At 64.0% G+C, this 26622-nt stretch carries 20 protein-coding genes; 10 read left to right on the forward strand and 10 right to left on the reverse strand.

The genetic code is table 11. The features are described 5' to 3' along the window. Positions 1-113 precede the first annotated feature (113 nt). Positions 114-578 (forward strand): PA2171 family ribosome-binding persister protein, encoded by a 465-nt coding sequence (locus ACSSU5_RS25725; protein WP_492560213.1) that lies wholly within the window; start codon positions 114-116, stop codon positions 576-578. A 193-nt stretch (positions 579-771) separates the two neighbouring features. Next, positions 772-2811 carry a YeeR family protein gene (locus ACSSU5_RS25730; protein WP_492560214.1) on the forward strand — a complete coding sequence of 680 codons (2040 nt, stop codon included), beginning with the start codon at positions 772-774 and terminating at the stop codon, positions 2809-2811. A 31-nt stretch (positions 2812-2842) separates the two neighbouring features. Here the strand turns inward: ACSSU5_RS25730 and ACSSU5_RS25735 are convergent, their stop codons facing one another. Further along, positions 2843-4171, reverse strand: coding sequence for a cation:proton antiporter (locus ACSSU5_RS25735; protein ID WP_492560215.1), 1329 nt, complete (start codon positions 4169-4171; stop codon positions 2843-2845). 250 nt (positions 4172-4421) lie between these two features. On the opposite strand from ACSSU5_RS25735, the gene ACSSU5_RS25740 reads away from it, so the two are divergent. The 8 genes from ACSSU5_RS25740 to ACSSU5_RS25775 all read left to right on the forward strand — a co-directional run bounded on the left by ACSSU5_RS25740 (position 4422) and on the right by ACSSU5_RS25775 (position 12524). Next, a complete protein-coding gene (locus tag ACSSU5_RS25740; RefSeq protein WP_492560216.1) occupies positions 4422-5342 on the forward strand; it encodes an ABC transporter substrate-binding protein in 921 nt (306 codons plus the stop codon). Continuing rightward, entirely contained in the window at positions 5339-6487 is a 1149-nt protein-coding gene (locus ACSSU5_RS25745; RefSeq protein WP_492560217.1) for a phosphotransferase enzyme family protein, read from the forward strand. Before ACSSU5_RS25740 ends, ACSSU5_RS25745 begins: the two co-directional genes overlap by 4 nt. A gap of 10 nt (positions 6488-6497) precedes the next feature. Continuing rightward, positions 6498-7376 carry a sulfurtransferase gene (locus ACSSU5_RS25750; protein WP_492560218.1) on the forward strand — a complete coding sequence of 293 codons (879 nt, stop codon included), beginning with the start codon at positions 6498-6500 and terminating at the stop codon, positions 7374-7376. A gap of 115 nt (positions 7377-7491) precedes the next feature. Continuing rightward, positions 7492-9657 (forward strand): TonB-dependent siderophore receptor, encoded by a 2166-nt coding sequence (locus ACSSU5_RS25755; protein WP_492560219.1) that lies wholly within the window; start codon positions 7492-7494, stop codon positions 9655-9657. A gap of 9 nt (positions 9658-9666) precedes the next feature. Continuing rightward, positions 9667-10500 carry a 5'-nucleotidase, lipoprotein e(P4) family gene (locus ACSSU5_RS25760; protein WP_492560220.1) on the forward strand — a complete coding sequence of 278 codons (834 nt, stop codon included), beginning with the start codon at positions 9667-9669 and terminating at the stop codon, positions 10498-10500. Positions 10501-10519: 19 nt separating this feature from the next. Next, positions 10520-11116 (forward strand): nicotinamide riboside transporter PnuC, encoded by a 597-nt coding sequence (pnuC, locus tag ACSSU5_RS25765; RefSeq protein WP_492560221.1) that lies wholly within the window; start codon positions 10520-10522, stop codon positions 11114-11116. Next, the gene (locus ACSSU5_RS25770; RefSeq protein WP_492560222.1) at positions 11113-11901 is read left to right on the forward strand and encodes a UTRA domain-containing protein; all 789 of its coding nucleotides are present in this window, start codon (positions 11113-11115) and stop codon (positions 11899-11901) included. The genes pnuC and ACSSU5_RS25770 overlap by 4 nt, the downstream gene beginning before the upstream one ends. Next, positions 11898-12524, forward strand: coding sequence for an HAD family hydrolase (locus ACSSU5_RS25775; RefSeq protein ID WP_492560223.1), 627 nt, complete (start codon positions 11898-11900; stop codon positions 12522-12524). Before ACSSU5_RS25770 ends, ACSSU5_RS25775 begins: the two co-directional genes overlap by 4 nt. On the opposite strand, the gene bcsC is transcribed toward ACSSU5_RS25775, so the two are convergent. The 9 genes from bcsC to ACSSU5_RS25820 are packed head-to-tail and all read right to left on the reverse strand — an operon-like array spanning position 12506 to position 26212. After that, the gene (bcsC, locus tag ACSSU5_RS25780) at positions 12506-16021 is read right to left on the reverse strand and encodes a cellulose synthase complex outer membrane protein BcsC (protein WP_492560224.1); all 3516 of its coding nucleotides are present in this window, start codon (positions 16019-16021) and stop codon (positions 12506-12508) included. The genes ACSSU5_RS25775 and bcsC overlap by 19 nt on opposite strands. Beyond that, complete coding sequence (gene bcsZ, locus ACSSU5_RS25785; RefSeq protein WP_492560225.1) at positions 16009-17124, reverse strand: cellulose synthase complex periplasmic endoglucanase BcsZ; 1116 nt, start codon at positions 17122-17124, stop codon at positions 16009-16011. Before bcsZ ends, bcsC begins: the two co-directional genes overlap by 13 nt. Continuing rightward, complete coding sequence (gene bcsB, locus ACSSU5_RS25790; protein ID WP_492560226.1) at positions 17124-19406, reverse strand: cellulose biosynthesis cyclic di-GMP-binding regulatory protein BcsB; 2283 nt, start codon at positions 19404-19406, stop codon at positions 17124-17126. The genes bcsZ and bcsB overlap by 1 nt, the downstream gene beginning before the upstream one ends. Continuing rightward, positions 19403-22012 carry a UDP-forming cellulose synthase catalytic subunit gene (gene bcsA, locus ACSSU5_RS25795; RefSeq protein ID WP_492560227.1) on the reverse strand — a complete coding sequence of 870 codons (2610 nt, stop codon included), beginning with the start codon at positions 22010-22012 and terminating at the stop codon, positions 19403-19405. The genes bcsB and bcsA overlap by 4 nt, the downstream gene beginning before the upstream one ends. Beyond that, complete coding sequence (bcsQ, locus tag ACSSU5_RS25800; RefSeq protein WP_492560228.1) at positions 22009-22716, reverse strand: cellulose biosynthesis protein BcsQ; 708 nt, start codon at positions 22714-22716, stop codon at positions 22009-22011. The genes bcsA and bcsQ overlap by 4 nt, the downstream gene beginning before the upstream one ends. Further along, on the reverse strand, positions 22713-22931 hold the full coding sequence (bcsR, locus tag ACSSU5_RS25805; RefSeq protein ID WP_492560229.1) for a cellulose biosynthesis protein BcsR: 219 nt from the start codon (positions 22929-22931) through the stop codon (positions 22713-22715). The genes bcsQ and bcsR overlap by 4 nt, the downstream gene beginning before the upstream one ends. Further along, a complete protein-coding gene (gene bcsG, locus ACSSU5_RS25810) occupies positions 22928-24547 on the reverse strand; it encodes a cellulose biosynthesis protein BcsG (protein WP_492560230.1) in 1620 nt (539 codons plus the stop codon). Before bcsG ends, bcsR begins: the two co-directional genes overlap by 4 nt. After that, entirely contained in the window at positions 24540-24725 is a 186-nt protein-coding gene (gene bcsF / locus ACSSU5_RS25815) for a cellulose biosynthesis protein BcsF (RefSeq protein WP_492560231.1), read from the reverse strand. Before bcsF ends, bcsG begins: the two co-directional genes overlap by 8 nt. Beyond that, complete coding sequence (locus ACSSU5_RS25820) at positions 24722-26212, reverse strand: BcsE family c-di-GMP-binding protein (protein ID WP_492561368.1); 1491 nt, start codon at positions 26210-26212, stop codon at positions 24722-24724. The genes bcsF and ACSSU5_RS25820 overlap by 4 nt, the downstream gene beginning before the upstream one ends. Positions 26213-26622 lie beyond the last annotated feature (410 nt).

Here is a 26622-nt window from a genome sequence, read left to right on the forward strand (position 1 = left end):
AGAACGCTGAAACAGCGGCCACGCACCAATCATCATCGACGTTGAACCTTGACATTGACGACCACTCAATTCCTAGGAAGCCAATACTTATCCGCCCACGACGAGGTGCCTCCATGAATGCTATCGATCTGTTGATTCAAGACCATAAGGTGGTCAAGAAACTGCTGGAAGAACTCTCATCGACCACTGAACGTGCCGTAAAAAAACGCGCTGAACTGCTGCACCGCATTGAGCAGGAACTGCAAATTCACACTGCCTTGGAAGAGGAAATTCTCTACCCGGCGATCAAGGAAGCCGGTGGTAAAGAGGAAGCCAAGATGTATTACGAAGCCAAGGAAGAACACCGGACAGTCGACTCACTGGTACTCCCTGATTTGCTTCATACAGAAACCGGCACCCTCGAATTCGCCGGTCGAGTGAAGGTGATGAAGGAGCTGCTTGAGCATCACATCGAGGAAGAGGAAGGCGAGCTCTTCCCTACTGCGAAGAAGCTGCTCGGTAAAGATCAATTGGAGGCGCTGGGACAGACCATGGAAACCCAGAAAAAACTACTGAAGGGCGAGCAGCGTGCCGCTTGAATCAAAGGCGCTTTGCCGGATCAGGGTTCGATCTGGCAACGGCGTCATGGGTTAATGAGTGGGAGCCAAGTGTCTGCTTCGTGTCGATAGCAGCCGTTCGTGTGTTCAACGCTGAAAACAGCTGACACGCACCTTGATCGCAATGATGGCGCATTGATACCATCCAGCCATTCCACGCGATGGCTGATGCACATTGAACTCAACAACACCCGGCGACACCGAACACAGCAATAGCGCAGAAGACAACCGTGGCGATGCCCACGCTCGACGAAAATTGCCCAGAATCAGGCTGATCGATGAAGTCCGTGCTCCGATTAACCACAGGCCCCATCACGCATCCGAAAAGCCCGAAAATGCCGGTGAAAAGTACAGGCCCGATGTTGCCGTCGGCAACGCGTTCGGCATAAACGAAACCAGTAATTTGTATTCCGACCAGGTTCGGTTCAACGCCAGCGGTGGTCATGGCTTTGCAGCAGAGCAAGGTAATCACCTGATCGATAGAATCAACCTGAAGAAAGCCAGAATCATCGGCGATGACAACGCCTTGAACGGCGCCGACCGGATCATTGACGGCGTAAAAATCCAATCCAAATACTGCGCGACCGGTGGCCGGTGTATCTCCAGTTGCTATGACAAAGCTGGAAACTTTCGCTACATCCACGATGGCAAGGCCATGCAGATAGAAGTGCCGTCTGACAAATACGAAGATGCACTCAAGTCTGTCAGGGCGCGTATCGAAGCAGGAAAAATCCCCGGATACACCGATCCGAAGGACGCAGAAAAAGTTGTTCGTAAAGGCAACCTTACCTACAAGCAAGCCGTTAACATCGCCAAGTTTGGGACCGTCGAAAGCATTACCTTCGATGCGGTCAATGGGATCAAGGTCGGCGTTGCGGCAGGCTCCCTTTCTGCCGCAGTAGCGTTCGCCCAAGGCATCTGGTCGGGGCAGCCTCCTGCTGTTGCCCTGAAAAACGCCGCCTGGGCTGGCCTTAAAGTGGGTGGCAGCGCACTTGCTATCAGCGTGATTTCCAGCCAACTGGGGCGAACGGCTTTTGAGCAAGCGTTTCGCGAAGTAAGCAAAGCGTTCGTTGAGCAACTGAGCCCCAAATTGGTCTCCGCCCTGGTCAAGTCCATGACGGGGAAAGTGCTTACCGGCGCGGCCGCGACCAACACGCTCGCCAAACTGCTGCGCGGTAATATGGTCAGCCTGCTGGTATCGACTGTTGTGCTGTCGACAGGCGATATCATCCGAGCCTGTCGAGGGCGTATTTCCACGCTGCAATTTGCCAAGAACGTTACCGGCATCGCCAGTGGCGTCGGCGGTGGCTATGCAGGCTTTACCAGCGGCGCACTGGCTGGAACGGCGTGCTTTCCGGGCCCAGGTACGCTTATTGGCGGCATCGTTGGCGCCATCGGTGGCAGTTTGGCCGCAGGCTACTTGACCAGCTCGGTGATGGACAACCTGATCACCGACGACGCAGTCGCCCTTCAAGCCTTGTTTGAAATGCAGTTGGTGAAGGTTGCCAAAGACTACCTGCTGTTAAGCGATGAAATCGAAGACATCGTCAGCCTGCTGGATGAAGACGGCCTGCCAGACTTCTTCATGCAAGCGCACGCGATGGGCGATGCAGGCCGAGCCGAATTCATGAGCCAGCGGCTCGAAGGTTACGCGCAAGTAGCCTTGAAGTTGCGCGCGGCGATTGGCGCTCCGTCGGATGATGAGCTGATACAGCAACAAGCGCGCATCATCGGTGAATTGAGTGCGGCGGAATACAACGGCGAATTGCCAATACAGCCGGAAACCGCTGAACTGACAGCCACCTTCGCTGAGGTGCTGACAGACTTCTTGACGGTAGAGGGCGTCAAATCCGACTCTGTCATTTGGGGTGAAGCGCTCGTCACCACCAGGGGCCTGAAAAAACTCGGCAACGCGCTGAATTCGTTTGGCCGAATTGAAGAGGGAGCACCGATAGATGCCGTTATCGCCGTGATCGATACAACGACACTGGGCGCCGCAACCGACGGAATCATTCTGACCAACGCGTCCATGTGGATAAAACCCTTGTTCAGCGACGCCTACAAAATTGACTATTACGCACTGCCGACGAATACACGGGTTGGCGATGAACACCTGGAGATCAATGGCTACGCGCCCATTGGTTTATCATCCAAAGCGCTTCGGATTGATATGCGTAGAATTTTGCGTCTGATCAAAGGGCACTTCCAGCGTTAGTACCCCTCCAAATCAGTCGATAAAAGTGCGCTCAGCGCGACTCGTAACGCGCCAGCAACGGCTGCACAGTCAGCCCATGCACCAGTATGCTCAGCGCCACGACCGACAAGATCAGATTGGTACTGTCCACCGCTACGGCGGTAAGCATCCCATGGTTGAGTGCGTAAAACAGGTAGTAGAGGCTGCCGATGCCGCGGATGCCAAACCATCCCAGCAAGCCGCGCTGAGGCGCAGTCAACAGGCCCGCCACCGGTGCGACCAGGGTGCTCAACGGGCGGATGACCAAGAACAGTGCACTCGCAACGATAACGGCACGCCAATCCCAATGCTCCAGCAGAACAACCCCCAAAAGCGTCACCAGAAACACCTCCATCGCCCGCTCAACCAAGCTGCCGAACGCGAGCATGTCACCCAGCATGATCCCGGCGGCAATCTGCGAGTCATCCAGGCCCCTGACATCCCCTTTGACTGCCAGTTCGGGCGCGACGTGCTGGTGCCCAACCACAGGTTGCACCAGGTGCTCGGCTGCCGGCTCATGTGGGCTGGATGAAGTCTGAACTTCAGCCTGACGCAACCCTAGGCCCGCCGCAAACACCGCCAGAAAGCCGTACCCCTGAATCAGCTCGGCAATCACGTAGGCCAGCGCAATCAACGCAAGCGCGAGGTAATCATTGGGCGATACGGTGCTGTCATCATTACGCAGGCGCAGGTAAAGCGTTAGTTTGCCCAACCCCTGCCCCATCCAGTACCCACACAACAGCCCCGCAGTCACTGCCCATAGCACATCCTTGAGTAGCCAGTGGCCAAGCCATTCCTGTCCGGCGTTTTGCTGCAACAACAAGCCCAGAATGACGAAGGGAAATGCCACCCCGTCATTCAGCCCAGCCTCCCCTGACAAACTGAAGCGCACGGGATCGTCGTCGCGGGCATCGGCCACCTGTACCAAGGTTGCAAGGACCGGGTCGGTCGGGGCAAGGATCGCGCCGATCAAGACCGCCATCCCCCAGCTCATGTTCAAACCGTAATGAAGCACCAGGCTCACACCCCCGATGCACACCAGCATGACCGGGCCGGCTAGATAAAACGCACTTCGCCATAGGCGATTTCGCAACGGCAGGCGCAGTTTGAGCCCGCTGAAGAACAACGAGAACAGCACCGCAACCTCGGTGAGATGCTCCATCCAGCCACTGGCCTTTGCGATATCCAACTGCAATAAGCCTAAACCTGATGTGCCCAGACCAATGCCCAGGCCCAGGCACACCACAGAGGATGTGATCGGTATCCATCGCAGATAGGAGGAAGAGAGCGCCAGCAGTAATAGCACCGCGCCCAGCATGGCGATCCAGACGATGAAGGTCATCTGCGCAGGTGCCCCAGAGAAGTGATACCTCGACACTTTTTCGACTGCCCTGGCGTCAGGGTCGTTCCGCATCTTCATCCGCGCAACAGGTCGGCTGCTACAGACAGCCAAAAATGGCAGAAAGAAATTAAACCAAAGTTATTTATTACTAAAAGGAATAAAAATAGCACCCATCGATATTGGTATATACCAGATGCCTCCCCGTTAAATCTGCTCCATGAGCCCAGAGGGCACCCAGGAGCACGACAGGATGATCGCGGTACGAGTAATGCTGGAGTATTTCCACCCCTGGCCAAATTCGGCAGGGTTCTACGTCGCGCGGGAGCGCGGCTGGTATCAGGATGCAGGCTTGTCGGTGCAGTTGGTGGTACCCGACCCCTTCCATGGCGACACCTTGGAGCACCTGCTCAAAGGCGACGCGGATGTCGGTGTGTTTCCCAGCAACCGCTTGCTGGTCAGGCGCAGCCTCGGTCAGCCGCTGCTGGGCGTCGCGGCCATCAACCATCAGGGCCTGGAGTCGATCCAGACCCTCACCGACTTCGGCATTCGCCGCCCACGGGATCTTGCCGGCAAGCGTCTGGCACTCAACCCTACGCCCCGTGGCCTGGCGATGGTCCGTCATCTGGTGGCCGCAGACGGCGGCGACCCGGATGCTGTCATCATCGTCGACAGCAAAGTGCGCGAGCTGCGCCCGGAAGACCTGGCCGCAGGCATCGCCGACGCCAGTTTCGGCGGTTACTGGGCCTGGGAAGCCTTGATGGACAGCCCGATTGCGGCCGAGCGGCGTGTCGTATGGCCGGTCGATGACATCGGCGCACCGCGTTACCACAGCTACCTGCTGGGCGGCCAGCAACGCTGGTTCGAGCACAACCCCGAGGTTGCCCGCGCCTTCCTCGCGGCCACCGAGCGTGGCTTTCGCGCGGCGGCCGAAGACCCACAGAGCGCCCTGGGCGCCTATGAGGCCGCTACCCCGTACTTTCCGAGGGCGCTGCTCAGCCAATCGCTGCAGCACATCGCACCGACCTGGCTGCATGAACAACGCTGGGGGCAGCAACGCGAAGCGCTCATCGCCCCCTACGCCCAGTGGTTGCACCACCATGGCGTACTGGCCGACGCCGACGCCTGGCGTGGCGCCACCAGCAACCGTTACCTGACGGAGCCGCAGGCATGACCGAGCCCTTGCGTATTGCCCATGGCATGGGCTTGCAGCCGGTAGAAGCCGACTGGCCCGCGCTAACCCAGAAGCCTGTAGACGAGGTACTGAGCCACTTTGCAGGGATTGGCGCCGTGGGCCCGCTGCAGTGGCACAGCCCTCGCCCCTTTTCGGCTGCCGCGCAGGTGTGCACAGAGCAAGGGGAGCTGTTCGTCAAGCGCCACCACCGCAGTGTTCGCCAGCCTGCTTGGCTGCGCGAGGAACACCGCTTCGTTGAGTACCTGAAACAGCGAGGCGCCCCGGTTGTCACCCCCTTGCTCGACCGCAACGGCCACAGCGTGGTGGCCCTGGGTGAATGGACCTACGAGGTGCTGCCGCGCGCACAAGGTCAGGACCTGTACCGTGATGCGCTGTCTTGGACACCGTTCCTCAGCCTGCAGCACGCCTATGCAGCGGGCGTCGCCCTCGCTCGCCTGCACCAGGCCGCCGAGGGCTTCACCGCAGGCGCCCGGCGTACGCCAGTGTTGGTTGCCAACCTGCGCCACTGCAGCAACAACGCGCCGATCTCGTCTATCGAAACGGCCTTGGCGCAGCAGCCCGCGCTGACCCAGTACCTCGTGGACAAAAACTGGCAGCAGGCCCTGAGTGAACTCTACCTGCCCCACCACCGCGCCCTGCTGCCGTTGCTGCAGCACCAACCGGCGCTGTGGACCCACAACGACTGGCACGCGTCCAACCTGCTTTGGGACGAATCGGCAAACACCACCGAGGTCCGCAGCGTCCTTGATTTCGGCTTGAGCGACCTGACCTTCGCCCTGTTCGACCTGGCCACTGCGCTAGAGCGCAATTGCATTCCCTGGCTTGAGCTTGATGCCGGCGGTCGCGCCGCCGCCGACCTCGACGCAGTCGATGCACTGCTGGCCGGTTACCACAGCCTGCGCCCCCTGACACAGGTCGACCTGCTCACGCTCAAAGCGCTGCTGCCGCTGGTGCATGTGGACTTCGCCCTCGCGGAAATCGATTACTTCCAGAGCATCGTCAGCTCCCGGAGCAACGCCGACATCGCCTACCACCACTTTTTGATCGGCCATGGCCACTGGTTTGGCGACAGCGAAGGCATCCGCCTGCTCGATCATCTGCACCGAACCGCGCGAGCGCGCTGACAGGCCCCCTATGCCCGACATCCTCATTTCACCCAACGCCTTGCACCACGCCCTGCAACAGCCGGGGCTGGTGGTGCTCGACGCCAGCGTGGAACTGGCCGCCGCACAGTTCGATGGCGACTACCGTGTCGCCAGTGGCCATGCGGCCTGGCTGGCTGAACATATCCCGACCGCTCGGCATGCCGACCTGACGTGCGCGCTGGCCGATACCTCGGCGAGCTACAGCTTCGCCCTGCCCTCACCGGCGGCTGCTCGGGCAGCACTGGCGCGCCTGGGCATCGCCGATGCGCGGCAGATCGTGGTCTACGACCGGCATGAGGGGTTCTGGGCGGCGCGCCTGTGGTGGATGTTACGTAGCATGGGCATCGCGGCCTCCGTGCTCGACGGCGGCCTGAAGGCGTGGCGCCAGGCCAATCTGCCCCTGGCCCACGGCGAGCAAGGTCAACCTGAGGTGTCGGGTTCGCCAGCGCCACTGACCGTTGATGCGGGGTATTGGGCAAGCCGCGAGGAGGTGCTGGCCGTTCTCGCTGGGCAGGCGCCGGGCACGCTGCTCTGTGCGCTGTCCAAAGGGCTGTTCGAGGGCAGCGCCGTAACCCGCTATGCCCGACGCGGCCATATCCCCGGCAGCCTCAACCGGCCGGCGCGAGAGCTGTTCGACGAGCAGGGCCGCTACCTGGCGCCTGAGGCCTTGGCCCGCGCCCTCGGCCCAGCGCTGCTCGAAGGCAGCCAACCGCTGATCCTCTACTGTGGCGGCGGCATCTCCGCTGCCGCCACGGCCCTGGCCCTCACGCGCCTGGGGCGTCTAAACGTTTCGATCTATGACGGCTCGCTGCAGGAATGGGCCGCCGACCCTGTATTGCCAATGACCACCGGAGCAACTCCGACCTGAGTTTCCACCCCCTTCAAGCGCCCACTCAACGATGCCGACGCTGCGCGCGCGTTATCGCGAGTACAGGTTTACCCGTTTTTCGGTGCCACACCGCTGGTCACCCAGGAGTTCGTTCATGGCTTCATCCCTGTCTTTGCAACACCGCCACGGCTTCGCGCTGGGGCTGCTGAGCCTGTCATTGAGCCCGGCCCTGGCCTGGGCAGACAGTACCCTGCTGGAAGCCATCACCGTGACGGGCGATCAGGCCAACAGCTACCAGGCCAGATCAGCCTCGGTAGGCGGCTTTGGCGAAGCGCCGCTGCTCGATACGCCGGCTTCGGTGGCGGTGTTCACCGAACAACTGCTCAAAGATCGCCAAGCCAGGTTGCTCAGCGAAGTGCTCAGCAACGACGCCTCGACCGGCGAAAGCTATGCACCAATTGGCTACTACGAAAACTTCGTGGTTCGTGGGTTTAGCCTCAGTGCCGCCAACAGCTACAAGATCAACGGCAGCACCATCACCGGCGAGCAGAACGTCGCCCTGGAAAACAAACAGCAGGTCGAGCTGCTCAAAGGCCTCTCCGGCTTGCAAAGCGGCGTTTCCGAGCCCGGCGGGCTGGTCAACTACGTCACCAAGCGCCCCCAGAACGTGCGTTCGGTCACCGTGGCCAGCAACGAATCAGGCGAGCGTTACATAGCCACCGACCTTGGCGGCTGGCTGGACAGCGAGCAGCGCCTGGGCGTGCGCGCCAACTTCGCCCATGAAGACATCCGCTCCTACGTGGACAATTCCGACGGCAAACGCGATTTCGCCTCCCTGGCCGTGGACTGGAACATCAGCGACGCCGCCCTGCTGCAACTGGATGCCGAATACCAGACCCGCGAACAGCGCTCGGTCCCGGGCTATCAGCTACTCGGCGGTAGCGTGGTGCCCAGCGGCATCGACCCCAAGGACCGCCTGGCCGACCAGCGCTGGTCGAAACCGGTGGGCATCGACTCGCTCAACCTGGGCAGCCGCTTCGATTACCGCTTCAACGACAACTGGAGCGCCAACCTGAGCGCTTCGCGCAGCCGTGTGGTGATCGACGACTACAGCGCCTTCGCCTGGGGTTGCTATGGCGCCCCGAGCTGCGCCAGTTCCGCCGTGCCGAACTACTTCAGCCCCGAGGGCGACTACGATGTCTACGACTTCCGCAACCCCGACGATACCCGCCGCAACGACGAGCTCCAGGCGGCCCTGAGCGGGCGCTTCGACAGCGGCCCGTTGCAGCATGAGTTGACCGTCGGCAGCAGCGCCCTGCGCCGTATTGTCGACCGCCGCGACTCGGTCAACGAATGGGTGGGCACCGCCAACATCTACCAGCCCGTGCCCGACTTTGCGCCGACCAGCGAACCGCTGGGCCACACCTATCGCCGCCTGGACAGCCGCCAGTACGGGCTGTTTTTCAGCGACCGGCTGAGCTACGGCGAACACTGGCAGGCCATTCTGGGCGGCCGCCAGGTGCGCCTGGACGAAAAAACCTTCGACATCGACGGCAATACCACACGCCACACCCAGCGCTCGGAGTTCCTGCCCAGCGTGGCAGTGATCTACAAACCCCGCCCGGACATCTCGCTGTACACCAGCTACAGCAAAGGCCTGTCGCTGGGTGGCGAAGCGGCGTGGTTCACCACCAATGCCGACGAGATCCTGCCGCCAACGGTTTCACGGCAACTGGAGGTAGGCGCCAAACGTGACTGGCAGGGCTTAAGCTTCGGCGCGGCGCTGTTTCGCATCAGCAAGGCCTACCAATATTCACGCCCCAATGGCGACGGCAGCTTCACCTACGTGCAACAAGGCGACCAGGAGAACATCGGCCTTGAGCTGTCCGCCAGCGGGCACCTGACCGAGCGACTGCAAGTGTCGGCCAGTGCCGCGGCCATCCGCGCCCGGGTCGAGGACAGCGGTACCGATACCTACGAAGGGCATCAGGCGATCAACGTGCCAAACGTGCGCGCCAGCCTGCACGCCGACTACAGTGTCGCCAGCATCAAGGGCCTGGCCCTGCTCGGCGGCCTGCGCTACAGCGCCAGCAAGTATGCCAGCCAGGCCGGCAACGTGAAGGTCGACGGCTACACAGTGTTCGATGCCGGCGCGCGCTACACCCTGGATGTTGAAGGCTATGAAACCGTAGTGCGCCTGACCGTGGACAACCTCTTCGACAAACGCTACTGGCGCGATGTGGGCGAGTACATGGGCGACGGCTACCTGTTCCAGGGTGCACCACGCACCGCCCGCCTGTCCGCCACCGTGAATTTCTAAGGAATCGCCATGACTCGGTCCGTCCCGCTCCTTGCCACCCTGCTGACAGCGCTACTCAGCGGTTGCCAGCACAACCCACCGGCCAACGACCAGCTCGACGCGGTGCTCTGGACCCAGACGTCGGTAGAACACGACCTGCTGTTCCGCCAGGTCTACGCCAATGCGACCCGGCAATTGGCCCCGGCCTTGGCCGACCCCACCTGGGATGCGCTGGCGCAAGCACCGCGAGCGCTACAAGGTTTGCCTCCAGCGTTGATCATCGACATCGACGAAACCCTGCTGGACAACGTCCCGCTCAACGCCCGCGCGATTCTCAAAGACCGCCCCTACGACTACGAGGCCTGGTACCAGTGGGTCGATCGCGCCAAGGCCCCCGCCCTACCCGGTGCCGTGGACTTTCTGCAGACCGCAGCGCAGCGCGGAGTCACGCCGTACTACCTGACCAACCGTGAGCCTGGCCAAGAGCAAGCGACCTTGGAAAACCTGCGCCGCGCCGGCTTCCCCATCGACAGCAGCGCCCAGATCCTCACCGCCGGCACTGCCATCGGCGGTTGCCAGGCCAGCGGCTCGGACAAGACCTGCCGCCGTCATTGGGTAGGCACCCAGGCCCGCGTGCTGATGCAACTGGGTGACAGCTTCGGCGACTTCATGGCCAACACCGGCAGCCAGCAGGCGCAGCTCGACGCAGCCCGCCCCTACTTCGCCTGGCTGGGTGAACGCTGGTTCCTGCTGCCCAACCCCACCTATGGCAGTTGGTACAGCGCGCCGTACCAGGGGCGAGAAGGGCTGTCGGAACAACACAAGCGCGCCCTCAAGCACCAGGTCTTGAAGCCCCAGTACTGACGCTGCCGAGGAGGCGCCCATGTCAACGTTAGAAATCACCGCCGTGCTGTTCAACATCCTCGGCGTGTGGCTGACCACCCAACGTATTCGCTGGTGCTGGCCGGTGAGCGTGGTCGCCGTGCTGCTCTACGCCTGGATATTCTTCGAAGTGAAGCTGTATTGCGACATGCTGCTGCAACTGGTCTTCGCCGTGCTGCAGGGTTATGGCTGGTGGCGTTGGAGCCAGGGTTACAGCGTCGCCGGCAAGGTCGGCGTACAGCGTCTGCCGCGCCGCGAGGCCATCGTCAGCCTCGCGGCAGGGCTGGCCGGCGCGGTACTGCTCGGCGCCCTCATGCAGCGCTACACCGATGCCTCGGCGCCCTGGATCGACGCGCTGTTGAGCGCCCTCAGCCTGGTGGCCAGCTTCTGGGCAGCGCGCAAGTACGTCGCCAGCTGGGGCCTGTGGATCGTGCTCGACAGCGCCTACGTGGGGCTGTTTCTGTTCAAGGGCCTGCACCTCACCGCAGCGCTGTACGCCGGTTTCGTGGTACTGGCCGCCTACGGCCTGTTGGCTTGGCGCAATGAACTGATGGCCCAGCAGCGGCCCGTGCCCGCAGGCGCCGAGGTGTTGTCATGAACCCGTTTCGCACCTCGTTCGTCAGCGAATCGCAACCCCAGGCCACCTGGCGTGCCAGCCAACCGCATTACTTGCGTATCCGCGATCAGTTGGCCAGCGACCTGGCCAAGGGCTGTCTGCCCGCCGACAGCAAACTGCCCGCAGAGCGTGACATGGCCGAGCGCTTCGGCTGTACCCGCGTGACCCTGCGCCAGGCCCTGCAGCTGCTGGAAACCGACGGCATCATCTACCGCCAAGACCGCCGCGGCTGGTACGTCAGCCCCCCACGCATCCGCTATGACCCCACCGGCATCATCGGCTTCATGGAGTACGTCGCCGCCCAGGGCCGCACGCCACGCACCGAATGCCTGCACGCCGAGCGCCGCCCGGCCGGGGCCTGGCTGGCCAAACGCATGGGCCTGGAACACCCCGAAGAGCAGGTGTTCTACCTGCAGCGCCGGCGTTGGGTCGACCAGCGCCCGGTGCTGCTGGAGTGCAATGTGCTGGTCGCCGACTGGTGCCCGAATTTGCTCGACGCCGACCTCAACACCTCGCTGACCGCCCTGCTGCGCGAACGCTTCGGTCGCGTGCAGTCGCGCAGCGAGCTTTGCATGCACCCTGAAACGATGAATGACTTTCAGGCCGACCTGCTGCAAGTTTCCTCCGGTTCGAGCAGTTTCTACCTGGAGCGCCTGAGCTTCGGCGAACGCGGCCAGCCGGTAGAGTTCGACCAGGAATTCTGGCGCCCGGATGCCCTCGCCGTGGTGCTGCAAACCCGCTACCCAGGCCAGGTCGAGGCGCCATGAAACACTCACTCGATGCCCCGCTGGAAACACGGCTGCTGGCCGCCGAAGGCTTGATCTTCGACTGCGATGGCACCCTGATCGACAGCCTGCCCGCCTACGCCGGTGCCTGGCGCGCAGGCTTCGCTGAGTCAGGCAAAGCCATGGCCAGCGCTTGGCACGCCGCCCGCTGCGGCCTGTGCGAGACGCAACTGATGGCGCATTTCGAGCAGTGCCATCAGGTCATGCTGGACCGCCCCAGGGTGGTGGCGACGATGCGTCAGCACTACCTGGCCAACCTGTCGCAGACTGTGCGCGAGATCACCCAGGTGGCTGCAATCGCCAGGCGCTTTGCCGGCGTGAAGCCCATGGCGGTGGCGTCCAGTGGCGCCCGCGAGATTGTCCTGAACTCACTGGCCGCCCTGGGCTTGGCCAAACTGTTCGACGCCATCGTCACCTTCGACGATGTCGGCAAGGCCAAGCCCGATCCTGCCATCCATTTACAGGCCGCTAGGCAACTGGGGCTGCCGCCTGCCCGCTGCCTGGTGTTCGAGGACAGCGAGCAAGGCCTGGAGGCAGCGCGGCGCGGTGGGCTGCCGGTAGTCGACGTTACACGGCTGACCGCGCCTCAACGCCACTCGCTGTAGGGCTCCAACGGCGTCACCGGCAGCGCCAGGTTGCCCCGCCACGGTTCGAACAGGTAGCGCAGGTAGAGCATGCCATGGCTCGGTGCGTAGTCATCGCTGTGCTGCCAGTCGAACCCGCCCCCCACCACCCACTGATCGCTCAGACGGCGTTCGAACAGACCGCGCAGGCGATAGCCCAGCCCGCTGCTGTCGCTGGCGTCGCTCATGGCGTCGATGTTGGAGCGCTCGCCATACGGCGCCAGCACCTTGTGGTTGACGTGCGCGTCCGGGTACAGACGGCTGCGGCCGCTGTGGGCCTGGGACCAACCGACGGAGCCTTCGAGCAGCAACGACCAATCGTAGTTGCGCCACGCATAACTGACCGGCACGCCGACCGAGGTGTAGCGCTGCGGGCTGTAATAGCCGCCCTGCCCCAGGCTGTAGCCGCCCAGGTCCTTGTCGTGGCGCCAGTGCATCAGCGTCACGCCAACGCGCACGCGCTCGTCGGCTTTTTCCACCAGGCGGTGGTAGTAGCCGGCCATGGCGCGGGTGCGCTGGTTGTCGGCGACGTTCTCGCCATACAGCCAGTGGTGCCCCAGGCTGGCCCAGACCCCGTTGTCGCCCCCTTGGTCCCAGCTCAGGCCAAGTGTGGCGCCGTTGGCCGTAACCCCGCCCCAGCGCACGCCCGTCGCCGGGTCACGCGCCCCCGCAAACGACAGCAGCGAGTTGCTCATCGGCCGCCGCGAAGCGGTCAGCGACCAGCCGACCTGGCCCAGGTCGCCGTTGAGCGTGGCGCCACCCAGCCAGTTGTTGACCTCATAGCCCTGGGTGGTACCCAGGTCGAAGGCCCAGCGGCTGCCTTGCCAACCCAGCGCCAGCACACTGCCGTCAGCGCTTTGCGAGCCACCCCCGCACGCCGGGAACGACGCCCCGTCGGCGTTGCGGCCAACAAACTGGCAGGTGCCGAAATCCGTGGTATTGCGGCCCTGATTCAGTTCGAACGACCCCGCATCCATGCCGATGCGCTCCACGCGCGCAAAGGCGGTGCCGTCTTGCCACGGGGTATCGACATGCAACAAGGTCGACTGGGTGCTCAGTTCGGATGTGCCCGGCGTACCGTCGTCCTCGCGCCAGCCGTAGTCATGCATCAGGGTCACGTGGGTATTGCGCTGTCGATACAGGGCATCGACATCGCTGCGCAAGCTGCGCGCCAGCCAGTCATCGGCGTCCTGCTCGCGGCTGGCCAGCGTCAGCGCGCGGTCGTCCCGTGGCGACACAGCGGCACGCTCGAGTAACTGCGCATCGGCCATGGCGGCGGCGTACAGGCTCAGCGCCCGCTGCGGGTCAGCCTGCGCCACCAGGCGGGCGGCGTCGCGACGCAATAACGGATCGGGCTGCGGCTGCTGTGCAGCGATCCGCTCAAGCAAACGGGCCGCCTGGTCGTGCTCGCCCAAGGCGACCCATACCGCCGCCATGCGCCGCTGGGCGCTACTGTCATCGGCGGCCAATTGTGGCGGCTGTGCGGCCAGCAATTGCCTGGCGTGGGCCAGGTCACCTTCGGCGACCCAGCTTTCGACCACGCCAAGGCGCGCTTCGGGCTGCTGAGGCTGTACGGTCAGCACGCGCTGGTAATAGCCGCGCGCCTTGCCAGGCTCACCGCGTGCCGCTGCCCAGTCGGCTAATAGCAGCAGGTCGTCCGGGCCACCTTCGCCACGCGCGAGGCTCGCCTCAAGCAGTGCCGACGCTTGCGCGCTGTGGCCTTGCGCCTGCAACTGCTGCGCCGAGGCCAGGGTCATGCGGCGCCGAATACGCTGTTGCAGCCCGTGCATTTCAGCGTTCCAGGCCCCCTGCGGCACCGCACCCAGGCTGTCCAGGGCCAAGGCATCTCGGTCGCTGGACTCCAGGAACAGGCCGTGGGCATAGCGGGTCGCCGGGTCACCGGGCTGGCGCTGCACCAGCTTGGCGAATGCCGCGTCGGCCTCACCGGTGCGCCCCAAGTGGCGCAGGCTGTTGGCCAATTGATAGACCAGCCAGGGCTCATCCGGGGCCAAGGCATAGGCCTGGCCCAGCGCCTGGCTGGCCGTCGACCAGTCTTCGCGCTGCAGCGCTTCATCACCCTGTTGGCGCAGACGCGCCAGCTGCAGGCTACGGCGCAGGCTGGCGAACTGCACTTGCTGCCGGGGTGGCAGGCGGTCCAGGTACGCTTGCGCCTTGTCGGGCGATTGCGCCTGGTACACACGCATCAGGCCACGCACGGCACTTTCGTTATCCGGTGCCATACGCCGTACTTGCAGGAACTGCCGCTCGGCCGCAGCGGAATCGCCTTCAGCCAGCGAAACATCCGCCAGGCCCAGCAAGGCGTATTCTTCCTGGGGACGCTGCTGGCGTGCCTGCAGGTACAGCGTGCGTGCCCCTCGTAGATCGTTCGCCTGCAACGCCCGCTCACCTTTATTGAGCAGCGCCCAATACTGGCTGGACGACTCCAGGTCTTTCCATTGGCTGATCCAGTAGGTGTCCTGTTCCTTGGCACTCGCTGCCCGGAACGCCGCATTGGCGTCTGCATAGCGGCTCTGGCGCATCAGCGCATAGCCCAGGGCACCGTGCAGGCGGGCATCCTCCGGGTACTGGCGCAGTGCCCGACGCAGCTGTGCTTCGGCTTCAGCGTTACGGCCCTTGTCGAGCAACGCCTTGCCACGTTGGCCCGCCTGCCAGGACGGGTCGGCAAACAGTTTGCGCTGCTGTTGCAGGTTCTCGTTGGCCTGCGCCAGCAACGGCGAGGCCGGGTAGCGCTGCAGGAAGGCTTGCCAGGAAGCCGCACTGGCGGCGCTCACCGCCTGCCCGGCCAAGTAGTCGAACTCGCGCTGGGCGGCAGCATCGCGTGCGCCAGGGTCGCGCGACAGCTGATCGAGCAGCGCCAGCGCTTCGCGGTCGCGGTTTTCAGCGAACAGCCAGCCGGCCAGGGTCTGGCGCAGCCCGGCGCTGCCAGGGTACTGCCGGTCCAGCTGTTGCAACTGGCGGATCGCTTCAGGGCGTTGCCCTGGCAAGTTGCCGCGCACGCGCCAGTAGTCCAACGCCAGCTCAAGGCTGGGAGGCTCACCTGCAAACAATTGCTCATACGCCGCCAGTGCGTCTTCATTGCGCCCGGTAACGGCCAGCAAGCGCGCCTGTTGCAAGCGCCGCACGGCCTCTGGCTGTTGCAGTTCGAGCAAGCGCATGGCCTGGCGTGCTTGAAGGCTGCCAGGCGCCAGAGCACTGATCCGGACCTGCAACTGCTGGGCCTCGGTGGTGTTCTTGTCGCGCAACGCCAGGTTCAAGGCGGCCAGCAGCACATCCGGGTTACGCGGCTCCAGCAATTGCAGCCGGCCCAGCGCATCGCGCACCAAGTCGTCACGGTGCAACGCCTCGCCCCGGCGCACCTGGTCCAGCAGCCATTGGCGCTGTTCGTTGGCATCCTTGGGTTGCGCTGCGGCCTGGCATGCCACCGTTGCCAGCATCAGCACACCAATCATTCGTTGCATGGCGCGCTCCAGGCTGGCAACAGGCGGCCGTGTGGGTCAAAACGGTAACGGGCTTCATCCCAGCCCTGGCCGAACAGCGCCAGGACCTGGCTGTAATAGGCCTTGGCCTCGACCGGCTGTTCGTGCAGACGCTGACGCTGGGCGGCCAGGCCAGCAACGTGTTCGGGCGACGCTGCCAGCAAGGGCAGCAACGCTGCGGAGAAACCCGCCGGGCCATGGCCACTGGCGTTGCCGCTGTGTGCATCCACGCGCTCTGGCGGCAGCCCCTGACGCACGGTCATTACCGCCATCGGGGCATAGTGGGCAACCAGTTCGTTACGCTGCGGCGCGTCCTTGGCCAGCATGCCGACCCACAGGTACACCCGGATAGCGTCGTAGTCACCGGCGTTGCCATGTTGCGGGTCCGCAGCCAGCTCACCGGCCGGCGTCCACAGCAGCCAGTCCGGGGCAAACCCCTTTGGCGACGACGCCAGCCACAAACGCCGCGTGTTGGCTGCCAGCTCGCCCCACAGCGGGTCCACCAGGCTGAAGCGGTCGAACAATTGCAACGGCAGGTAGCTCGGGTTCAAGCGGGTGCCGTGGGCATCTTCAAAACCGTAGTCACCTGGCAGCAACATCACGCCCAGGCCCGGCAGCTTGCGCACGGTCTGGGCGGCGATGCGCCACAACACACGCTGGCCCAATTGCGTATACCCAGGCTCGTCCCACAGCCGCCCGGCCTCCAGCAGGCTGTAGGCGATCCACAGGTCGGCGTCGCTGGCGTTGTTGGCGTCCAGCACCTGCCACTGGTTCTGGCCGTTACGGCCCCACAGCCAGGCTGGCAGGTGCCGGGCCAGGTCGCCCTCGGCCAGGTTGTTGCGGGTCCAGCCCAGCACCTGTGCGAAAGCTTCCCGGTCATTACCCACCAGGGCAAAGAACAGCGCATAGCTCTGCCCTTCCGAGGTGGTGATCAGGCGTTCATCGCTCGGGTCGATGACCCGGCCATCCACGCTCACCAGCTCGGCCTTGAAGCGGTCCCAGGCGGGCCACGGGCAGGCCGGTGCGGCACTGACGAAAGCGGGCAGGCCCAAGGCGGCCAACCCTAGCAGAGACTGACGCAGCATCACCCCGCCTCACCCAGACGGCGCCGGCCTGCCCAACGCAATGCGCGCCACAGCAGGAAGGCGAACAGCACCACGCAAACGGCTGCGGCCATTGCCAGCAGCACCGGGTGCTCGGACAAGTGGAACCACAGCAGCATCCACCAAGGCAGCGCACCGACAAAATAGTGCTCGCCGACGAACTGGCTGCTAACGCCGCTGCTGCGCACCAAGGTCACCGAACCCGCCACGGCATCGAGCTTGCCCACATCACCCAGTACCTCGCGCAACAACGCGTAATCGCTGTTGCTGTTGGCCAGCAGAGCGACGACGCTGCGCTGCTCATGGAACGGCGACTTCAGCCCGGTGATGGCCGCGATCGGCGCCTGCGCGCTGACTGCCACGCGGCTGCTCGCTGCCACCGACGTGGTATCGAACCGCTGGCTGCCTGGCAACCCTGTGCTACGGCCTTGCAACAGCCAGTCACGTTGGGCACTGAGCAGCAGGCCCAGGTTGGGCGCATCGCTCAATGCCTCAGGCAGGCTGCCGATCAGCAGCAGGTCGGCATCTGCCGCAGCGGCCTGCTTCCAGTCATCGACCAGCTTCAGCCCCAGCGCTGGGTAACCGATTTGCCCCGCCAGGCCACCGACCGCATCGAGCAAAGTACCAACCTGCATCGCCGTGGGCTTTGCCGGCATGATGACCAAGGTCTCGGAAAGGTCTGCCATGCGGCTGAACGGGAAACCGCTGCGGGCGAATGCGCGCAGGTCGGGCATGGCGATGTAATGGTGGTAGCCGGACAAGTCGATGGTCGAGTTGTCGTCGATCGCCGCACGTACGTCCACCGGCAGCGACGTCTGGCAGCGGTCGCGCTGGGCGCTGCCCAGGGTGCTGGCAAAGCTGAAATCGAAGCGCAGGCGGTTGCGGTCGCCGATCTTCAATGCCGGTACCAGCGATTTCTCGGTCAATGCAGTGCTGTCACCCGACAACACCGCCAGGCGCACCTGCTCAAGCGTGCCGGCACGCCGGTCATTGCCCACCAGCGGCATGCTGGTGATGTACTGATCATTGACGCTGATGCTCAGGCGCGACTCGTCGGTGACTGCCGGTGCCGTGTAGCGGTACAGCGTGCGCAGCGGAATGCCTTGGTTACGCCAGACAAACAGGTCTGGCGGCAGGTTCAGCTCCAGCGTCACCGGCCGTGGTTGCAGGCCACTGACTTGCAACTGCTCGGGGTAATCGAGCAGCTCGGCAAAGCGCACCGGCCGATCGGTGCGCGTCCAATTGGGCGCATCATAGGGCTTGCGCGGCTGCAATGCGGTCATCTGCTCGACCTTGACCCTTGCCCCACGGAACAGGTTGTTGCCCACCGCCAGCGCCGAGGCCGCCGTGACCAGGTCGTCGTCGTTGCGCCCCAGTACCAGCAGCACTTTGCTCCAGCGGTCGTCCGGGTGGTCGATCATCTGCAACACCGGGCCGTCGACCAAGGGAAACTTCTGCAGGTCACTGAGGAAGGCCGGCCGACGCTCATTGCTGGCAAACACGATACTGGGCGTGGGTTTCTCGGCCGTGGCAGGCAGGCTGTCGTACCGCACCGGGAAGATTGCCTTGCGCCAGCCGGCCTGGCTGCCGAAGTAAGACGCCAGGATAGCCGCCGCACGCTGCTCACCCAGGCTCGGCGCGCCGCTGAACACCACCGGCAGCTCGACCTTACCGGTGTCGCGCGCGTCAAAGAACGGCAGCGGGAAATACGCCAGGTCGTTGTCCAGCGCCAGTGCCTGCTCGTGCAACTGCACCTGGCTCTTGCGGTTCAGGTTCAGCCACAGGCCGCTGTGCGCCGGGTCTTCGCAGATGTCGGTGTAATGCCCAACGAACTCCAGGCGTACCCGGTTGAAGTCGCTGAGCAGCTTGGGGTCCAGTGGCAGTTGACGGCGCACGCGCTGGCCAAGTTGCTGCTGCTCTACCGGCACTACGCCCATCAGCTCGTCATTGAGGTACACGCGCAAGTGCGACAGGTTCGGCAACAGCGCAGGCGAAGGCGTGTAGTCCAGTTGCAAGGTGGCGTCGGTGGCAAGGCGGTCGCGACGCAGGCCGAACTCGATGTGTTCGCTGTTGCGTACCCCCAGCAGCAGGCTGTCGGACGCATGCCCAAGCTGCTCGAAGGTTTTCGTAACCGGCCAGCTTGGCACCGTGGGTACGGCTGGCTCGGCAAGCGGGGCGACAGAAGCGGCAATGGCGCTCTGCGACAAGGCGGCAAACAGCGCCATCGTCAGACCCCAGGTACGCGCGGGATAACCAGTCATCATGCGTCTCGATCAACAATGTTCAGGGAAGGGAGAGGCTGCGGTGTGCGGGGCCTGTAGCTGGCCAGCCAGTGCAGCAGTGCGCGCAGCGGGCGTAACCACACCCGCAGCCACGGCGGCATGTGCTCGACCAGTCGCAGGTAGCCGACACCGCCCAGCTTCAGCACATCGACCAGGCTGCGCAGCGGGCGATCGACTTCATGCTGTTCGTTCCAGCCAAGCCAGGCATCGGCACGGGCAAAGGTGCAGTGAACCAGGTCAATGCGCTGTTGCGGGTCCAGGTCGTGGAACACCAGCCCCACGTGTTGCCCGACGGTACGGGTGACGCAGGCCTGGAAGGCAAACTCGCGCTGGCCACGGTTGAGCAGCAGGCGCACTCGCTCCCCCGGCTTCAGCTCAAGGCCCTGGTGCAACTGCAAGCCAACACCGCCATCGGAATAATCCACCTGGGTGCAGGGGTAGGCATGACCGCTGGCCAGCACCAGCCCCGCCGGCAAGCGCATCTGCACCCGGTGGGCGCGGCGCACCTGGCGCACCTCGGCGGCCACGGCAACGGCGGCGCCGATAATCAGCAGGTTGTAGACAACCCACAGCGAGCTGACGATCACCGTGCCGATTTCCGCCGTGGGGCCCGTGAACAGGCGCCACACGGCAAAGCCCAGGCCGGCCACGTTGAAGGCCGCGAGCCATAGGTAAGGCTGGGCGATACGCCAGTCGAACTGTTCCTGCTCCATCAGGCCGCCCTTGGCGGTGACGTTGAACGTGCCCTTCTTCGGCGCGAACAGCGCGACCGTGGTGGGGCGGGCGATGTACCAGGCCAGCACGGTCTCGTAGACCTCGCCCCAGAACGTTTGCCGGTACTTGCCCTGCATGCGCGAGTTGGTCAGGCTGGCGTGGATCATGTGCGGCAGCACGTACAGCAGGATCATCAAGGCGGGTGCATAGATGATGTAGGCATGCAGCAACAGGAACGCCAGCGGCGCGGTCAGGAACACCAGACGCGGCAGGCCGGCCAAAAAGTGCAGCATGGCGTTGGCATAACACACCCGCTGGAACAGGCTCAGCCCGCGGCCGAACAGGGGGTTGTCGGTGCGGAAGATCTGCACCATGCCACGGGCCCAGCGAATGCGCTGGCCAATGTGTGCCGACAAGCTCTCGGTGGCAAGGCCCGCCGCCTGCGGGATGCTCAAGTAAGCCGAAGACCAGCCCTGGCGGTGCATGCGCAAGGCGGTATGGGCATCTTCGGTCACGGTTTCTACGGCAAAGCCGCCGATGCTTTCCAGCGCCGTACGCCGCAGCACGGCACACGAGCCGCAGAAGAACGCCGCGTTCCACATGTCGTTACCGTCCTGGATCAAGCCATAGAACAGCTCCCCTTCATTGGGGCGACGACGGAACGAACCCAGGTTGCGCTCGAACGGGTCTGGCGAGAAGAAATGGTGCGGCGTCTGCACCAGCGCAAGCTTCGGGTCCTTGAGGAACCAGCCTACCGTCACTTGCAGGAACGAGCGCACCGGCACGTGATCGCAGTCGAAAATGGCGATCAGCTCGCTGTCGGTCACGCCCAGCGCATGGTTGAGGTTACCGGCCTTGGCGTGCTTGTTGTCCGGACGCACGATGTAGCCCACCCCGACCTCGTCGGCGAACGCGCGGAACGCTTCGCGCCGGCCATCGTCGAGGATGTAGATGCGCAGGCGCTCGCGGGGCCAGTCCAGGCCCAGGGCCGCCAGCACCGTCGTGCGGACCACCGACAAGTCTTCGTTGTAGGTGGGGATCAACAGGTCGACCGTCGGCCAGTGCGCAGGGTTTCCCGGTAGGTTCGCCGGCTTGCGCTGCAACGGCCAGCTGGTCTGGATGTAGCCCAGAATCAGCACGAACCACGAGTAGGTCTCGGCAGCCAGCAAGATCACCCCACACACCAGGTCGGTGGTGTCGTTCCAGTTCAGGGTCGAGGTATAGCGCCACCACAGGTAGCGACAAGAGATGATGGTCGACAGCACAATCAGCATCAGTGTCGGGAAGCGGCCGGGCATGTGCCGCACCAGCATGGCAATCCCCAACAGCAGGCAGATGAACATCAACTGAGCCAGGTAGCCGAACGGCTCGGTCACGCACAGCACAGCCAGGCTGATGGCGCACAGCGCCAGCACGCTGTAGAACGCCCGTTGGGCGAACCCGCTCAAGCCGCGCAGGCGCGCCGAGGCCTGCGCTTTGAAGGCACTGGCCCGATAGCGTGCGGGCAGTTGTTGTAGCCTGTCGATCAGCAGGCCACGGCAATGGCGCACCACCTGATGCGCGCCGCGCAACTGCGCCCGCACGGCACGCCAGGCGACGCGGGCGAACCCAGGCTCGCGTGGCACGGGCGGGCGCCGCAGCAACAGCCACAGGCTCTGGATCAACACGCGCAGGGGGTCGCCAAGGCTCGGGCGCTTACCCGCGAGTTGCGGGTACAAGCGCTGACGCTCGGCCAACAGGGCCTGCCAGGCGGGGGCCTCCAGGCGCAAGAACAGAAAAGCCAGCCACACACCCAAGGTAAACAACCAGGCGACCGGCCGCTGCGCACCACGGGCGGTGAACCAAGCGTAGGCAGACAAAGGGTTCAAGGTCACGACTGGCGCCTCGTCAAGCAACGCACCGCCAGGCTCTGCACATCTCGGCAGGCCAGGCTTTGCGGTGCGTAATGGCCAAGCGGGGCCTTGCACGCCAAGGCTTCGAGGAAGGCCTCGTCGCGGTGCACCACCTGGATGGGCAAGTGGTCACGGAACAGATCGCGCCATACCATCAACAGGTCGCTTTGCAAGCGGCTTGCCGGGTCATAACGATTGACCAGCAGCAAATCGTAGTGCTCGACCTGCCGCCGCCCGAGCAGCAAATGACTGGCCATTTCGGCTTCGGCCACCAGTACCCGCACATCGGTCTCGACGCACTTGCCAGCGGCATTGGCCGGCAACTGCGGCACGTCGAACAGCAACCAGTCAAAGTGCTCGGCCAGCTCAACCTGGCGAGCGTCCCACGCCGCGGCGTCGAACGCCGAGTACAGCGCATCGGCCGGTCCAGTGCCGAACGGCATCAGGCACAGCCCATCCAGCACCTCGTACACGGCATCGGTGTACGGCCGCCCTTCCCGCTCGGCAAGCGCCCACCCTTCGCGCGTGTCCAGGGGCAGGTTGAAATGCAGCCCCAGCAGGTTGTCCGGGCACAGGTCGATCAGCAGCACCCGCTCACCCACCCCCTGCAGCGCATAGCCCAGCGCGGCCAGCAAGGCACTGCGCCCAAGGCCACCGCGCACCCCATGCAACGCCAGGCTGGTCATGGCGACACCACCTCACGCCGCCGTGCAGGCAGGGCCAACTCGCCCTGGGCGCTGGACCGGCAGCTTTCACCCAGCAACGGCCAGCGCTGCAACGCCTGCTGCACCCCTACCAGCAGGGAGATGTCCTGATAGTTCAAGCCCGGCATGTCCAGGTGCTGGCGCAGTTGGGCAATGTCGTCGCTACGGTCGGCCGGGTCGGCGTTGCCAAGCTTCATGGGCTCTCCTTGGGGATGGGCTGCCAGTCAGGCTGGCCTTGCAGGCGCATGTAGGCGCGCCCCTGGTAGTTCAACACCTGCGCACCGGAGGTTTCCGCAACCTGCTCGGTGGTCGGCAGGTCGGAAAGCAGGCTGGGCACATCCAGTACCTGCTGCTCGCCCAGGCCTGCGTACACACGCGAAATCAGCTCGGACAACGCCAGGTAACTGGTGGGGGCCGAGACCCGCAGCGGTTCGTTGCGGGCTGGCTGCCCCATGCCGATGAACTTCAGGCCAACCGGCACATGGGTAATCGACGGCGTGGGGATTTCGCGCATGCCCGACAGTTGCATGCGGTCGCCATGCAGTGCGGCGCCATGTTCTGGAACGATGGCCACGACCACGCGGCGGCCACTGCGCTCCAGTTCATCGAGAAAGGTGCCCAGCTCGCCGAACAGGCGGTTGGCGCGGGTAGCGTAATCGGCTACGCGGGTGCCACCATCGGCGGTGACGATGCGGTTGCCGTCATGCAGGCTGATGCTGTTGTAGAACAACGACACATGCTCATCCGCCGTGCCTTTGCGCTGGGCCCACCAGCGCCGCAACACCTCCAGATCGCTGGCAATCGGGGAGCCGTCGAAGCCAACCAATGCCCGTGGGAAATCTGTGTTGCGCAAGCCGGGTTGCGGCATGTTCTGCTGGGTGATGTCGCCGATGAAGTTGTCGAACCGCCCGCTGTGATTGAGCAAGGTATTGCTCTGGAAGCCGAGCCTGGCCAGGTTCTGGAACAGCAGGCACTGCTCGGGGGCTGCCTGGTACAGGCCCGCGTGGGACGACTGCCCACAGCTGGCGCGCAGTATACGGATGGCCGCAGGCCCGCTGTAGGAAGTGGCTGAGTTGAACTGATCGAAGACCACGTCCAGGCGCGAGAGCAACGGGTTGTCACGCAGCCCCACGGCCGACAGGTCATCCCAGGCCAGCGAGCAGATGTTGATCACCAGCAGGTCGAACGGCTGCTCATCGGCTTTCATGGCCGGGAACGCCGTCACCCGTTCACGCTCACTGGCGAAGAACCGCTCAAGCCAGCTGTCGAGCGTGGCATTGTCGGCAATCGCGGTGGCCTGCACCGGCTCGCTGGCGCTGGTCGCCGCGTTGCTGGGCGCCTGGCCCGCGCTGAGCCCCAGCGACGGCAGGCCGCCGACGGCCAGCCACGCCAGCCCCAACAGGCTCAGGGTACTCAGGCGCAGCCAATGGCGCAGGTACAGATACCCCACCAGCAACAGCGCCAGTGCGCCCAGCAGGTTCCAGTTGATAAAGCGGCCCAGCAGTTCGAGCAGGTAGTCCCACGAAAAATCCAGCACCCCCGGCTGCGCCAGCAAGCGACTGAACGGTGGCAACCAGGTGTCCTGATAGAACAACGCGATGCCAATCGGCAACGCCACCACCTGGCGCGCAATGCGTAGCCACTTGCCCGGCAACGGGATCAGCAAAAACGCGGCGAACAACAGGTTCGGCAACGCCTGGAAGTCGAGCATACCCAGGGCGACCAGTAGGAACTTGGCCAAAAAATAGAGGTTCCACCCTCCCAGTCCAGGCCATCGGGCCGGTACCGGGAGGGTGGTGCTTGCATTAGTCATTACGGGGTTCCTGGCGTGCAGCGCGGTGGCGTACGCCCATCGGTTTCAGGTAACGGGGTGAGAGGCGGCGGCGCAGCCAGCCGCGCAGCGCCGCGCGCAAGCGCACCACCAACAGGGTCAGGCCCAACGTGACCAGCGCAGTGAGGGCGATCACTTGCAGCAGTTGCACAAAGTTCATGCTGTACCCCGCTTGCCCAAAGCGACCCGGCGCGGCGCCAGAGCCGCCTGCCTGTGCGTGGGCAGTTGCGCCGCCGCGTCGGCCCGTGGCGGGCGTGGCAGGCTGTCATCGAGGAAGGCCGGGGCGGCCAGGCTGTCGACGCCGGCAAGCACCTCCTGGCTGATGAACAGCTCCTTCCACGACAACTGGAAGATGTGATCAAGCGCCTGCTCGACACCTTCGGAACGGCAGGCGAAGAGGAACAGGAACAGCACATCACCGACGACACACGCGATGTCGCCGTCGCGGCGGAACACCGTGCGCGAGCATGCCTGCAGCGGGGTCAGGCCAGGGGCCGGGCGCAGCACCAGCAACTGGTGGACGATTTCGCCGTTACGCACACCGTGCCACATTTGCTGCACCGCCTCGGCGAACGCACCAGGCGCCACCAGCCCGCAGATCGCCAGCGGCCGCAGGCGCGCGAGCAAGGCATCGAAGTCGGTTGGCAGGTGCCGGCGCCAGACGTAACCCTGGATGCTTTCCACCATGGTCAGAAAGCGCGACAGGCTGGCGCCGAAAGGCACGATCTGGGTAGCGCCGCAGGCCAGCAACAGTTGTTCATCCTGGTAGCGTAAGGTGGGCGCCATCTCGCGCACTACCAGCTTCAAGGCATTGCCACGCAACTGGCGCAAGCGGTGCAGCTGGCGCGCCAGACTGTCCAGGCGCTGCCCGCCGTCCATAGCAAAAATGACCGTGGCGGACACCGCCCGGCTGGCCTTGTCACCCAGTTCGTCGAGGCTTTCGCAGACCTGCCAGTGCTCGGAGAAGGCTGGCGCCCCTTCCAGTACCGGGCGCTGGGCCAGGCACAACAGCTCATCGCCACCGGTGTCGGTTGGTGCCTGCGGCGTCTCGGCAACGGCAAAACCTGCGTCAAGGCGCACCAGCTCCAGGTCCCGGGTGCCCGCTTTACCAAGCGGGTTGCTCCAGAAATGCTGCAGGTAACGTACCCCGCCTTTGCCGCGATACACCTGGGCCAGCCCGTCGAGGCCCTGGTTGAACGCGCGCAGGCGCGCCACCAGGCCAGCGCACGGCCCACTGCTGATGACCAGCAGCAACGCAGCCTCGGCCAACAACACCGGGCGCAGGGCATTGCACCAGCGCTCGACCGTGTCGCCCGCCCAGACATCGGCAGGCGCCAGCACAACGAGCACACGCCCGGGCACATCGATACGGGGCAGGTCATCGACCAAGCGCAGCGTGGCTTGTGGGGTGGCTTCATACAACGCCAGCTCGTCCGGGCCATGCGCCGCATCGAGTGCAGCCAGCACATCAGCCATGGCTTGTGCCTCGGCGATCAGCGCTGCCCGCGCTCGGTCGGACAAACCCTCCAGCACCTGGCGGCAGAGCACGGTGGCGTCTTCTGCGGTGTCACAGGCCAACCAATACAGTCCGTGTGCATGAAGCTGGCTGCCTTCGGCGCCTAAGCCGGAAATCGCCAACAACGGCATTCCATTAGTCAAAACACTGGCTCTACGTCAAAAAATGATCGGGATAAAGCGGGAATATCGCACAGGTGGTACTGAGGCTCTTTGATGTGCGTCAACAAATCGACAATTTGCATGAAATCCACGCGCGACCGCCAATTTTACAGCACGGAGGCGAAAGGGTGGCCAGCTGAAATGTAATAAATTGCAAAGGGATGCTCAGTGAGGCATTGCAACCGTTCGTTTTCGAGCACTAACCAGCAGGTTAAACGCCAGATTGACGCCTGAAATGCAAAGCGTAACGAAGTTTAAGAGCGCGCTAATCATTGTGAGCGTTTGTGAACAAGCGTAAAGCCGAGACGCCGGGCCGACGCCAGCAGACTTACACTCCGGCCGCTACAACCGCTACGAAAAAACACCCCTATCGGTCGGCG

This window comes from Pseudomonas sp. E1MeOHC2 (genome assembly GCF_058745025.1).